The 13,292-nt window shown below is 75.4% G+C and carries 8 protein-coding genes and 1 riboswitch; of the genes, 6 read left to right on the top strand and 2 right to left on the bottom strand.

Features of this window, described 5'->3' with window-relative positions:
• The first annotated feature begins 531 nt into the window (after positions 1 to 531).
• The 3 genes from gdhA to OG715_RS34260 all read left to right on the top strand — a co-directional run bounded on the left by gdhA (position 532) and on the right by OG715_RS34260 (position 3,923).
• Entirely contained in the window at positions 532 to 1,911 is a 1,380-nt protein-coding gene (gene gdhA, locus OG715_RS34250; RefSeq protein ID WP_266273387.1) for an NADP-specific glutamate dehydrogenase, read from the top strand.
• A gap of 114 nt (positions 1,912 to 2,025) precedes the next feature.
• The gene (locus OG715_RS34255) at positions 2,026 to 2,898 is read left to right on the top strand and encodes an AraC family transcriptional regulator (RefSeq protein WP_266273385.1); all 873 of its coding nucleotides are present in this window, start codon (positions 2,026 to 2,028) and stop codon (positions 2,896 to 2,898) included.
• A gap of 116 nt (positions 2,899 to 3,014) precedes the next feature.
• Entirely contained in the window at positions 3,015 to 3,923 is a 909-nt protein-coding gene (locus OG715_RS34260; protein ID WP_266273384.1) for an NADP-dependent oxidoreductase, read from the top strand.
• An 18-nt stretch (positions 3,924 to 3,941) separates the two neighbouring features.
• On the opposite strand, the gene lnt is transcribed toward OG715_RS34260, so the two are convergent.
• A complete protein-coding gene (lnt, locus tag OG715_RS34265; protein ID WP_266273383.1) occupies positions 3,942 to 5,558 on the bottom strand; it encodes an apolipoprotein N-acyltransferase in 1,617 nt (538 codons plus the stop codon).
• Between the two features lie 101 nt (positions 5,559 to 5,659).
• Positions 5,660 to 9,274, bottom strand: a complete 3,615-nt coding sequence (cobN, locus tag OG715_RS34270; RefSeq protein ID WP_266273382.1) for a cobaltochelatase subunit CobN — start codon at positions 9,272 to 9,274, stop codon at positions 5,660 to 5,662.
• A gap of 260 nt (positions 9,275 to 9,534) precedes the next feature.
• Positions 9,535 to 9,620: riboswitch (cobalamin riboswitch) on the bottom strand.
• A gap of 166 nt (positions 9,621 to 9,786) precedes the next feature.
• On the opposite strand from cobN, the gene OG715_RS34275 reads away from it, so the two are divergent.
• Genes OG715_RS34275 through OG715_RS34285 form a run of 3 tightly spaced genes read left to right on the top strand, consistent with a single transcriptional unit; the run spans position 9,787 to position 13,279 of the window.
• A complete protein-coding gene (locus OG715_RS34275; RefSeq protein ID WP_266273381.1) occupies positions 9,787 to 11,130 on the top strand; it encodes a hypothetical protein in 1,344 nt (447 codons plus the stop codon).
• Complete coding sequence (locus tag OG715_RS34280) at positions 11,127 to 11,753, top strand: precorrin-8X methylmutase (RefSeq protein ID WP_030392140.1); 627 nt, start codon at positions 11,127 to 11,129, stop codon at positions 11,751 to 11,753. The genes OG715_RS34275 and OG715_RS34280 overlap by 4 nt, the downstream gene beginning before the upstream one ends.
• Positions 11,750 to 13,279: a precorrin-2 C(20)-methyltransferase gene (locus OG715_RS34285; protein ID WP_266273380.1), complete on the top strand. Its 1,530-nt coding sequence runs from the start codon at positions 11,750 to 11,752 to the stop codon at positions 13,277 to 13,279. Before OG715_RS34280 ends, OG715_RS34285 begins: the two co-directional genes overlap by 4 nt.
• Positions 13,280 to 13,292 lie beyond the last annotated feature (13 nt).

Consider the following 13,292-nt stretch of genomic DNA (forward strand, 5'->3'; position numbering starts at 1 on the left):
TTCGGCCAGGTTGCGGCACAGCGCGTCCAGCGTCCGTCAGTCCGTGGAAGGTGAACACCTCCGCCTCGGCCCGGTACCCGTCCGGGAAGGTCGGCGGGATCCGCACCCGGGACCGGACCCGGGCGTCGTCGGCGGTCTGCGGGGCACCCGCGGCCAACGGCGCCCGCGGGGAATTGTTCTGCTGCTCGGGCAGCTGCACCTGCGGCACGGGCTGGGCCTCCGTGACGGACGGTTCTCCTGGGACTCGGATCCCGACGGTACTAGGTAGTTCCAATTTGAACAACAGCTCGGCCGGAGGTGTACGGAGGGTTGGCGCTGCTCACGAACCGAAAGCCGAGGTCGGCAGCGACCTGACAGGGGCGGACAAACACGGGGGAGCGGTGCGAGACTGACGCCTGCGAGCGGTCCGGAGTCGCCGCGCCGGTGTTGTGGCGCGCCGTGACGCCCTCAATGGCGAGGGGACCGCCGGCGTCTCCCCCCGGGCGGGGGAGCGCCTGTCTTTCGACCACCCCCATGGAAGGTGCTCACAAGATGCCGGCTACCCCTGTGCCCGTGTCGTCCCACGACGCCGAGAACCCCGCCCTCGACTCCCTGCTCGCCGAGGTGCTGCGCCGCAACGCCGGCGAGCCCGAGTTCCAGCAGGCCGTGCGGGAGGTGCTGGAGACGCTCGGACCGGTGCTGGCGGCGCGGCCGGAGCTGGTCGAGGCGCGGATCGTCGAGCGGATCGTGGAGCCCGAGCGGCAGGTGATGTTCCGGGTGCCGTGGACCGACGACCGGGGCCGGGTGCACGTCAACCGGGGCTTCCGGGTGGAGTTCAACAGCGCCCTCGGCCCGTACAAGGGCGGGCTGCGGTTCCACCCCTCGGTGAACCTCGGGATCGTGAAGTTCCTCGGCTTCGAGCAGATCTTCAAGAACGCGCTGACCGGCCTCGGCATCGGCGGCGGCAAGGGCGGCTCGGACTTCGACCCCAAGGGCCGCTCGGACGCCGAGATCATGCGCTTCTGCCAGTCCTTCATGACCGAGCTGTACCGCCACCTCGGCGAGCACACCGACGTCCCGGCCGGGGACATCGGCGTCGGCGGCCGGGAGATCGGCTACCTGTTCGGCCAGTACAAGCGGATCACCAACCGCTACGAGGCCGGTGTGCTGACCGGCAAGGGCATCGGCTGGGGCGGCTCCCAGGCCAGGACCGAGGCCACCGGCTACGGCTGCGTGCTGTTCACCGCCGAGATGCTGCGCGCCCGGGGCGAGGAGCTGGACGGCCTGCGGGTCTCCGTCTCCGGCTCCGGGAACGTCGCGCTGTACGCGATCGAGAAGGCCCAGCAGCTCGGGGCGACCGTGGTCACCGCCTCCGACTCCACCGGCTTCGTGGTGGACGAGAAGGGCATCGACCTGGACCTGCTGAAGGAGGTCAAGGAGGTCCGGCGCGGCCGGCTCACCGAGTACGCCGAGCGGCGCGGAAGCCACGTCAAGTACCAGGAGGGGACCGGTGTCTGGAGCGTCCCGGTGGACGTCGCGCTGCCCTGCGCGACCCAGAACGAGCTGACCGGGCCGGACGCGCTGGCCCTGGTCCGGGGCGGGGTGCGGGCGGTCGCCGAGGGCGCCAACATGCCGACCACGCCCGAGGCGGTCCGGGTGTTCCAGGAGGTCGGGGTGGCCTTCGGACCGGGCAAGGCCGCCAACGCCGGCGGCGTCGCGACCAGCGCGCTGGAGATGCAGCAGAACGCCTCGCGCGACGTGTGGTCCTTCGAGCGGACGGAGGAGCGGCTGGCCGCGATCATGCGCGACATCCACACCTCCTGCCACACCACGGCGGAGAAGTACGGCCGCCCCGGCGACTACGTCCTGGGCGCCAACATCGCCGGCTTCGAGCTGGTGGCGGACGCGATGCTGGCCCAGGGCCTGATCTGACCTCACGGGCCGGGTGCGGGCCACCCGACCGGAGCGGGCACGGGATGTCGGGTCCGGTCGGGTGGCCGCTGCCTACGGTGAGGAGCACAGGAACGGAAGGACGGGGCAGGGCGGATGCTGGAGCGGCTGAACCGGGCCATGGAGTACATCGAGGAGCACCTCGACGGGACGGTCGACGCGGGTGAGCTCGCGCGGATCGCGACCACCTCGGAGTACCACTTCCGGCGGCTGTTCTCGGCCCTGGCCGGCATGCCGCTGTCGGAGTATCTCCGGCGCCGGCGGCTGACCCTCGCGGGGGCCGAGGTGCTGGCCGGGGAGCGGACCCTGCTGGAGGTCGCGGTCCGCCACGGCTACGGCTCGGGCGAGGCGTTCGCCCGGGCGTTCCGGGCGATGCACGGCGTCGGCCCGGGCGAGGCCCGGCAGCGCGGCGCGGTGCTGGTCTCCCAGCCCCGGATGTCCTTCCGGCTCGTCGTCGAAGGGAGCAGCAGCATGGAGTACCGGATCGTCGAGAAGCCGGCGTTCAGGATCGTCGGGCGCAGGGCCACGGTCCCGTTGGTGCACGAGGGGGTCAACCCGGCCATCGCGGAGTTCATCAGGGGGATCGGGCCGGAGCAGGTGGAGCGGATCGCCGCCCTCTCGGGGCAGGAGCCGCGCGGGATCGTCTCGGTCACCGAGTTCTTCTCGGACAGCCGCGAGGAGGGCGTGCCGCTCGACTACTACCACGCGGTGGCGGCCGGGCCGGACGCCGAGGTGCCGGACGGCCTCGACGTGCGGGAGGTCCCGACCGGCACCTGGGCGGTGTTCCGGGCCGTCGGGCCGTTCCCGCAGGCCCTCCAGGAGATGTGGCGGGACGTCTTCACGCAGTGGTTCCCGTCCAACCCGTACGAGTTCCGGCCGGGCCCGGAGATCCTTCGGGTCGGCGCCCTGGTGGAGGCGGCGGAGGCGGAGGCCGAGCTCTGGATCCCGGTGACGCGGGCCGCCCGCTGACGGGGCCGGGTGAGCGGAGCACCCCGCCCGCCCGTTCGGCCCACCAGGACCGGACCGGCCCCGGCCCCCGCCCGCATGCTGGGGCGGGGGCCGTCGAGCGGGAGAGTGGAGCGGGCATGGCCAAGGCGTTCGGATTCGTGGACTACGGCGGCCCGGAGAACCAGGAGTTCCTGGACCGGCCGGTACTGGAGCCCGGACCGGGGCAGCTGGCGGTCGCCGTCCGGGCGGCCGGGGTGAACCCGGTGGACTGGAAGGTGCGCCGGGGCCTGCTCGGCCGGGAGCGCCCGCTGCCCTTCGTGATGGGCTCGGAGGCCTCCGGGGTGGTGGAGCGGATCGGTCCCGGCGTGACCGGGTTCACCCCCGGCGACGAGGTGTTCGGCCTGGTCGCGGCGGGTGCCTTCGCCGAACAGACGCTGCTGCTGGCCGGATCGAGCGCGCTGAAGCCGGCGAAGGTCGGCTTCGACCTGGCCGCCACCCTGTCGGTGGCGGCCGCGACCGCCGACGACGCCGTCCGCGACATCGGCGTGGGCGCCGGGCAGACCCTGCTGGTCCTCGGTGTCTCCGGCGGCGTCGGCAGCGCGGCCGCGCAGATCGCCCGCAGCCGGGGGATCCGCGTCGTCGGCACCACCGGCGACTCCAACCGCGGCTATGTCGAGTCGCTGGGCGCGGTGCCGGTCCGCTACGGCCAGGGCGTCGCGGAGCGGATCAGGGCGGTCGCGCCGGACGGCGTCGACGGCATCCTCGACCTGATCGGCGGGGACGACCTCCGGGCCGCCGCGGTGACCCTGACCGACCGGTCCCGGCTGGTCGCCACCAGCGATCCGGTCACCGCGCAGGAGCTGGGCGGCCGCTTCATCACCCGGTCCACCACCCCCGGCACCCTGGCCGCCCTGGCCGAACTCGTGGCCGCCGGGGAGCTGGACCCGAACGTCTCCGCCCGCTACCCGCTGGACCACGCGGCCGAGGCCCTGGCCCTGGTCGAATCGGGGCACGCGCGCGGCAAGCTGGTCCTCGAAGTGGGCTGACGGCGGGGCAGACAACCCCTAGGACGCACCGGGCCCGCGCCGCTCCCGCCGCCGGCCGGCCACCGCGACCGCCGCCGCCCCCGCCGTGACCAGGACGGCCGTCAGCGGGACGACGTCCCCCACCCGGTCGTACCAGGTGGCCGCGTCCGGCGCCGTCAGCGGCAGCCGCACCACCAGGGCGCCCGTACTGTCGGTGTCCAGCCGCGCCAGCTCGCGGCCCTGCGCGTCGAAGGCGGCCGACACCCCGGTCAGCGAGGCCTGGACGACCGGCCGGCCGGTCTCGGCGGCCCGGATCGCGGCCAGCGAGACGTGTTGTTCGGGCGCCCAACTGCGCTGGAAGGTCGAGGTCGACGACTGGTAGACGAGGACCCTGGCCCCCGCCCGGGCGGCCGTCCGCGCCATGTCGGGGAACGCCGACTCGAAGCAGATCAGGGTGCCGATCGGCAGCGCACGACCGGACCGGTCCACGGCCGGCAGCAGGTGCTGGTCGGTGCCGGGCGCCCGGTTCTCGCCCGCCGCCCGGCTGACCCCGGCCACCCAGCCGAGCACCGGCCGCAGCGGGATGTACTCGCCGAACGGCACCAGCCGGATCTTCCGGTACCGGTCGACCACGCCCTCCGGCGACACCAGGACGGCGTCCTTGGAGATCCGCCCGTCCGCCTTCCGGGCGTCCTCGCCGGCCAGCAGCTCGGCCCCGGTGGCTTCGGACAGCGCGCGCAGCCGGGCCAGCGCCGCCGGGTCGCGGTCGAGGTCGGCGGTGGCGCTGGACTCGCCCCAGACCACCAGGTCCACCGGGGGCCGCCCGACCAGCGCGGCGGTGGCCCGGGCGCTCGCCTCGAAGCGGGCGTCCGGCTCGTCCACGATGCCCGGCTGCACCAGGGCGATCCGCACCTCGGCGGGCTCGGTCCCGTCGGCGGGGGCGGCCGGCGGCGCCGGCCGGAGCGCGAACAGCAGCGGCCCGGCCGCCAGGACCCCCGCCGCGAACAGCGCCGCCACCGCCCGGGGGCGCGGGTCGACGGCGGTGAGCGCCACCGCCACGGCGGTGTTGACCGCCACCACCGCGGCGCTGACCAGCCAGATCCCGCCCGCCGAGGCCAGCGCCAGCACGGCGGGGTGCTGCCACTGGGTGGCGCCGAGCAGCGCCCACGGGCCGCCCAGCGCGTGCCAGGAGCGCGCGTACTCGGTGGTCAGCCAGACCGCCGCGACCACCACCGGCGCGAGCAGCGCCCGCCGGACCGTCAGCGGGGGCCGCAGCAGCCGCCACACCGCGAGGCCCACCCCGGCCTGGAGCGCCCCGAACACCACCGCGAGCAGCGGCAGTCCGGGGCCGATGGAGCGGGTCAGCCAGGACATCCCGGTCAGGATGAACCCGGCGCCGAACCACCAGCCGCGCACCGCCGCCTCCCGGGCGCCCGGGGCCGCCCGCATCAGCAGCAGGCCGGGGACGAGCGCGACCCAGGCCAGCGCCGCGACCCCGGGGGCCGGGAAGGCGAGCACGGGCAGCGCCCCGGCGGCCAGTGCGGCCAGCCGGGGCCGGTACCGGGCGAACGTCCGGCCGGGGCGGGCGGCGTCGGCCGCCGGGGCGGTGGGGCCGGGGGGACCGGCGGGGCCGGTGAGCAGGGGAGGGCGCGGCATGCCCCGTATTGTCCGCTTGGCGCGGCCCCGTCACCAGCCCCGTGGTGCCCCGTGATCACTCGAACGGCCTACCGATCGAGGTTTGGCCGATCGGGGGCGGGTCAGCCCTCGTCGCCCTCCAGGTCGCCCTCGGTCTCCAGGAACGCGGCCTGGAGCTGCTCGATCAGCTGCGGGTCCGGCTGCTCCCACAGCCCTCGGCTCGCCGCCTCCAGCAGCCGCTCGCTGATCCCGTGCAGCGCCCACGGGTTGGCGCCGGCCAGGAACTCCCGGTTGACCGGGTCCAGCACGTACTCCTGGGTGAGCTTCTCGTACATCCAGTCCGCGACCACGCCGGTGGTGGCGTCGTACCCGAAGAGGTAGTCGACCGTCGCGGCCATCTCGAAGGCGCCCTTGTAGCCGTGCCGCCGCATCGCCTCGATCCAGCGCGGGTTGACCACCCGGGCGCGGAAGACCCGGGCCGCCTCCTCGGTCAGGGTGCGGGTGCGGACCGTCTCCGGCCGGGTCGAGTCGCCGATGTAGGCGGTCGGGGCCTTGCCGGTGAGCGCGCGCACGGTGGCCACCATGCCGCCGTGGTACTGGAAGTAGTCGTCCGAGTCGGCGATGTCGTGCTCGCGGGTGTCGGTGTTCTTCGCGGCGACGGTGATCCGCTTGTACGCGGTCTCCATCTCCTCGCGGGCCGGACGCCCGTCCAGGCCGCGCCCGTACGCGTAGCCGCCCCAGACCGTGTACACCTCGGCCAGGTCGGCGTCGGTGCGCCAGTCCCGGCTGTCGATCAGCTGGAGCAGTCCGGCGCCGTAGGTGCCGGGGCGGGAGCCGAAGACCCGGGTGGTGGCCTTGCGCTCGTCGCCGTGCACGGCCAGGTCCGCCTGGACGTGGGCGCGGACGAAGTTGTCCGCGTCCGCCTCCTCCTGGGCGGCGGCCAGCCGGACGGCGTCGTCCAGCAGCGCGACCACGTGCGGGAAGGCGTCCCGGAAGAAGCCGGAGATGCGCAGCGTGACGTCGATCCGCGGGCGGCCGAGCTCGGCGAGCGTGATCGGCTCCAGGCCGGTGACCCGGCGCGAGGCGTCGTCCCAGACCGGGCGGACGCCGAGCAGCGCGAAGGCCTCGGCGATGTCGTCGCCGGCGGTGCGCATCGCGCTGGTGCCCCACAGCGACAGGCCCACCGAGGACGGGTGGGTGCCGTCGTTGTCGGCCCGGTAGCGGTCGATCAGCGAGGCGGCGAGCGCCTGGCCGGTCTCCCAGGCGAGCTTGCTGGGCACGGCCTTGGGGTCGACGGAGTAGAAGTTGCGGCCGGTCGGCAGCACGTTGACCAGTCCGCGCAGCGGCGAGCCGGACGGGCCGGCCGGGACGAAGCCGCCCTGGAGCGCGTGCAGCACGGCGTCCAGCTCGTCGGTGGTCGCGGCGAGCCGGGGCACCACCTGGGTGGCGGCGAAGGCCAGCACCTCGTGCACGGCCTCCGGCAGCCCGGCGGCGACCTTCTCCACCGCCTCGGGCGCCCAGTCGGCCGCCTCCATGGCCTCGACCAGGGCGCGGGCCTGCGCCTCGGCCGCGTCGGTGGCGCCGAGGGTGAGCGCGGCCTCGTCCAGGCCGAGCGCCTCGCGCAGGCCGGGCAGGGCGCTGACGCCGCCCCAGATCTGCCGGGCGCGCAGGATGGCGAGCACGATGTTGACCCGGTCGGTGCCGGCCGGCGCCTGGCCGAGCACGTGCAGGCCGTCGCGGATCTGGGCGTCCTTGATCTCGCACAGCCAGCCGTCGACGTGCAGCAGGAAGTCGTCGAAGCCGTCGTCCTCGGGGCGCTCGTCCAGGCCGAGGTCGTGGTCGAGCCGGGCGGCCTGGATCAGGGTCCAGATCTGGGCGCGGATCGCGGGCAGCTTGGCCGGGTCCATCGCGGCGATGTTGGAGTGCTCGTCGAGCAGCTGCTCCAGGCGGGCGATGTCGCCGTAGGAGTCGGCGCGGGCCATCGGCGGGACGAGGTGGTCGACCAGGGTGGCGTGGGCGCGGCGCTTGGCCTGGGTGCCCTCGCCCGGGTCGTTGACCAGGAAGGGGTAGACCAGCGGCAGGTCGCCGAGGACGGCGTCCGGGCCGCACTCGTCGGACAGCGCGGCGGTCTTGCCGGGCAGCCACTCCAGGTTGCCGTGCTTGCCGAGGTGGACCACGGCGTGGGCGCCGAAGCCGCCGTCGGACTGCGCGGCGGCGATCCAGCGGTAGGCGGCCAGGTAGTGGTGGGACGGCGGGAGGTCGGGGTCGTGGTAGATCGCGACCGGGTTCTCGCCGAAGCCGCGCGGCGGCTGGATGAGCACCAGCAGGTTCCCGGAGCGGATCCCGGCGAGCACGATGTCGCCGTCCGGGTTCTGCGAGCGGTCGACGTACAGCTCGCCGGGGGCCGGGCCCCAGTGCTCCTCGACCCGGGTGCGCAGGCCCTCGGGCAGGGTCGCGTACCAGCGGCGGTAGTCGGCGGCCGGGATGCGCACCGGGTTGCGGGACAGCTGGTCCTCGGTGAGCCAGTCCTGGTCGTAGCCGCCGGCCGCGATCAGCGCGTGGATGAGGGCGTCGCCCTCGTGGCCGTCGTCGGTGTCGGTGTCCAGACCGGGCAGGTCGTCGCCGAGGTCCATGCCCTCCGCGCGCAGGCGCTCCAGCAGGCGGATCGCGCTGGCCGGGGTGTCCAGGCCGACGGCGTTGCCGACCCGGGCGTGCTTGGTCGGGTAGGCGGACAGCACCAGCGCGAGCCGGCGCTCGGTGGCCGGAACGTGCCGCAGCCGGGCGTGGGCGACGGCGATCCCGGCGACCCGGGCCGAGCGCTCCTCGTCGGCGGCGTAGACGGTGAGGCCGTCCTCGTCCAGCTCCTTGAAGGAGAACGGGACGGTGATCAGCCGGCCGTCGAACTCGGGCACGGCGATCTGGGTGGCGGTGTCCAGCGGGGACAGGCCGTCGTCGCTCTCCTCCCAGCGGGCGCGCGACCAGGTCAGGCAGAGCGCCTGGAGGATCGGCCGGTCCAGGGCGGCGAGCGCGCCCGCGTCCCAGGCCTCCTCGTCGCCGCCGGCCTGGGCGTCGGCCGGGCGGGTGCCGCCGGCGGCGAGCACGGTGGTGACGAGGGCGTCCGCCTCGCCGAGGGCGGCCAGCAGCTCCGGCTCGGCGCCGCGCAGCGAGGCGCAGTAGTAGGCGCGGGCCCGGGCGCCCTGGTCCTCGATCGCGCGGCAGAGCGTCTCCACGAAGGCGGTGTTGCCGCTCATGTGGTGGGCGCGGTAGTAGAGCACCGCGACGGTCGGGCCCTCGGTGGTGCGGGCGGTGCGCTCCAGCGGGCCCCAGGCGGGGGCGGAGGCGGGCGGGGCGAAGCCGTGGCCGGTGAGCAGCACGGTGTCGGAGAGGAAGGCGCCGAGCTCGGCGAGGTTGGCCGCGCCGCCGTGGGCCAGGTAGGCGTGCGCCTCTGCGGCGATGCCGGCCGGGACGGTGGACAGCTCCATCAGCTGGGCGTCGGGGGCCTGTTCGCCGGTCAGCACGATCACCGGGCGGGGGCCGGCGAGCAGGGCGTCCAGGCCCTCCTGCCAGGCGCGGCGGCCGCCGAGCAGGCGGACCACGACCAGTTCGGTGCCCTCCAGCAGGTCGGGCAGCTCCTCGGCGGCGAGCCGGGCCGGGTTGCCGAGCCGGTAGCGGACCGGACCCTCGGACGCGCGGGCGCTGAGCAGGTCGGTGTCTGACGTCGACAGCAGCAGAATCATGCGAAGGCCCTCCCGGCCTCGGAGCCGCCCCGAGCCGAAGGGCGCGCCGGCGTTGAAAGCGATGAGTGACAAGCGACTGACGAAGGAAGGAGCGCCGGAGCGAAGAGCGTCGACGGCGGGTCCGAGCGCCCGGAGGCGAGCGGGCGATTGCCTGCGGGCAAGGACAACAGCACGGAGCACCACGTGGGCGCGGGCATGCGGCGGCGCATGGCTTCAAGCCTTCCTCGGGGTCCGCGCCCCGGGCGGGTGGAGGACGGCAGGAGTTCCTGGCTCCCGCGCTTCCCCGGAGGCCCGGTGAAGCGCGGTCACAGTGGCGGGACCGCACCGGGTTCGCACCGGTTTCCTCCCCTGCGCCGTCGCTGGCGTGCGGACGGTCCGCGGGGACCGTCCGCGAGCATCGTACGGGGTGCGGCTGACCTGGGGGAGTGCAGGTTCCGGCCGGTGCGGACGGGCTCGGAGGTGTGATCGACGGTACGGCGGCAACCCGTCGGATCCTCGGTATGCTCGCCGCCATGCCTCCAGAACCCGACGCCGTCGAGCCGGGCGCCGCCGTGCCCGACCGGGCGCGTTCGGACGCCTGCCCAGGGGCCCTTCGTCTGCATACCGCCGACGACGGTGCCCTGGCGCGGGTCCGGCTGCCCGGGGGACTGCTGACGGAGCGTCAGGCGCTGGCGCTGGTCGACGCGGCCGAGGCGCTCGGCGACGGCCGCCCGGAGATCACCTCGCGCGGCAACGTCCAACTGCGCGGCCTGGCTTCGGACTGCGGCGGCGAACTCGCCGAGCGGCTGCGCGCCGCCGGCCTGCTGCCCTCCGACACCCATGAACGGGTCCGCAACATCGTCGCCTCGCCCGGCCCCGGCGCCGGGCCCGCCGAGGGCTCCGCCGATGTCCGGGCCTGGGCCCGCGCCCTCGACGCGGCCCTGTGCGCCAGCCCGTGGGCGACCGGCCTGTCCGGAAAGTTCCTGTTCGCCCTGGACGACGGCCGGGGGGACGTCGCCGCGCTGGACGCCGATGTGACATTGATCGCAGGTCCGGCCGGCACCGCCCTGCTGCGCCTCGGCCGGGCCGCCACCGCGCGGCCGGTTCCGGCCGGTCGGGCGGTCGCGGCGGCGCTGGACGCGGCCCGGGAGTTCCTGGACGCGCAGCGCGCCGCCGGGCTGCGGGCCTGGCACCTGCGCGAACTGCCCGATCTGCTGCCGCCCGGTCCGCTGCCGCTGCCGCTGTCGGCCGGTACCCGCCCGCCGCTCGGCGCCCTGCCGGGGGGCGGGCTGCACGTGGGCCTGCGCTTCGGCGTGGCCGCGGCCGGGCAGTGGCGGGCGCTGGTGGACGCCGCCGAGGGGGAGCTTCGGCTGACCCCGTGGCGCGGTGTGGTGCTGCCCGGCGCTCCCGCCGGCCGGCTGCCGGCGCTCACGGCGGCCGGCTTCCGGACGGGGGCCGGGGCGGCGGTCGGGACGGCTTCCGGGGCAGTGGCCGGGACGGCGGCCGGGGCAGCCTGGGACGGCGCGAGCGCCTGCACCGGGCTGCCGGGCTGCGCGAAGTCGCGGTCCGACGTCCGGGCCGACGCGGCCCGGGCGCTGGACGAGGCCCCGGTGCCGGACGAGACCCGGGCACTGGACAAGGCCCGGGCACTGGACGGGACCCGGGTACCGAACGAGGGCGCCGCCCTGCTGCCGGTGCACTGGTCGGGCTGCGAACGCCGCTGCGGCCACCCCGCCGGACGCCGGGTGGACGTGCTGGCGACCGGGGAGAGCTACCGGGTGGCGGTGACCGGCGGACCGCAGGGGCGGGACACCGCCGTGGAAGTGACGAACGAGCAGATGGCCGCGGCGGTCGCCGCGGCCCGGAGGACCACGTGATCGAGTACGAGAAGGACGGCGCGTCCATCTACCGCCAGTCCTTTGCCACCATCCGGGCCGAGGCCGACCTGGCCGGGTTGCCCGCGGACGTCGCCCAGGTCGCGGTGCGGATGATCCACGCCTGCGGCATGGTCGACCTGGTCGAGGACCTGGTGTACTCGCCCGGCGCGGTCGCCTCCGCGCGCGCCGCCCTGCGGGCCGGGGCGCCGATCCTGTGCGACGTCAACATGGTCGCCAGCGGCGTCACGCGCAAGCGGCTGCCGGCCGACAACGAGGTGATCTGCACCCTCACCGACCCGTCCGTGCCGGAGCTGGCCCGGGCGATGGGCAACACCCGCAGCGCCGCCGCGATGGAGCTGTGGCTGCCCCGGCTGGAGGGCGCGGTGGTCGCCGTCGGCAACGCGCCGACCTCGCTGTTCCGCCTGCTGGAGCTGATCGAGGCCGGCGCCCCGCGCCCGGCCGCCGTGATCGGCGTACCGGTCGGCTTCATCGGCGCGGCCGAGTCCAAGGAGGCCCTGGCGGCGCACCCGGCCGGCCTGGAGCACCTGGTGGTGCGCGGGCGGCGCGGCGGCAGCGCGATGGCCGCAGCGGCGATCAACGCGATTGCGAGCGAAGAAGAATGACGGACAGTCAGGCAGTCGACCAGCAGGCGACAGGTCGGCTCTACGGAGTGGGCCTCGGCCCCGGCGACCCGTCGCTGGTGACCGTCCGCGCCGCCGAACTCATCGGCAGGGCCGACGTGGTGGCGTACCACAGCGCGCGGCACGGCCGTTCGATCGCCCGCTCCATCGCCGAGCGGTACCTGACGGGAGGTCAGATCGAGGAGAAGCTGGTCTACCCGATCACCGTCGAGACCACCGACCACCCCGGCGGCTACCGGGGCGCGCTGGACGACTTCTACCAGGAGGCCGCCGAACGCCTGGCCGCCCACCTGGACGCCGGCCGCGACGTGGTGGTGCTGGCCGAGGGCGACCCGTTCTTCTACGGCTCCTACCAGCACATGCACAAGCGCCTCGCGCACCGCTACCCGACCGAGGTGGTGCCCGGCGTGACCTCGGTCAGCGCCGCGGCGGCGCGGCTGGGCCAGCCGCTCACCGAGGCCGAGGAGACGCTCACCGTCATCCCCGGCACGCTGCCCGAGGAGGAGCTGACCGCGCGCCTGGCCGCCGCCGACTCCGCCGTGGTGATGAAGCTCGGCCGCACCTTCCCGACCGTGCGCCGCGCCCTGGAGCGGGCGGGCCGGCTGGCCGACGCCCAGTACGTCGAGCGGGCGTTCATGGACGGCGAGCGGACGGCCCCGCTGGCCTCGGTCGACCCGGACAGCGTCCCCTACTTCGCGGTGGCGGTGCTGCCCAGCAAGGTCGCCCCGCTGGAGGCCCCGGCCCCCGACCTGAGCGGCCAGGGCAGCGTCACCGTCGTCGGCACCGGCCCGGCCGGCCCGCTCTGGCTGACCCCCGAGGCCCGCGGCGCCCTCGCCGCCGCGACCGACCTGGTCGGCTACACCACCTACCTCGACCGGGTGCCGGAGCGGCCGGGCCAGACCCGGCACGGCTCCGACAACAAGGTCGAGTCCGAGCGCGCCGAGTTCGCCCTCGACCTGGCCCGCCGCGGCCACCGGGTCGTGGTGGTCTCCTCCGGCGACCCGGGCGTCTTCGCGATGGCCACCGCCGTGCTGGAGGTCGCCTGCGAGGAGTCCTACCGCGAGGTGCCGGTGCGGATCGTCCCCGGGATGACCGCCGCGCACGCGGCCGCCTCCCGGGCCGGTGCCCCGCTGGGCCACGACTACGCGGTGGTGTCGCTCTCGGACCGCCTCAAGCCGTGGGACGTCGTCGCGCAGCGCCTGCGCGCCGCCGCCTCGGCCGACCTCGTGCTCGCCCTCTACAACCCCGGCTCGCAGTCCCGCACCACCCAGGTCGGCCGGGCCCGGGACCTCCTGCTGGAGTACCGCGCCCCGGAGACCCCGGTGGTGCTGGCCCGCGACGTCGGCGGCCCCACCGAGCGGGTCCGCACCGTCCCCCTCGGCGAACTGGACCCGGCCGAGGTCGACATGCGGACCATCCTCCTGATCGGCTCCTCCCAGACCCAGCACGTCACCCGCTCCCCCCACCCCGACGTCACCTGGACCCCCCGCCGCTACCCGGAGGCCTGAGCCTCCCGTCTGC

The organism is Kitasatospora purpeofusca (assembly GCF_036010405.1).
GTDB lineage: Bacteria > Actinomycetota > Actinomycetes > Streptomycetales > Streptomycetaceae > Kitasatospora > Kitasatospora purpeofusca.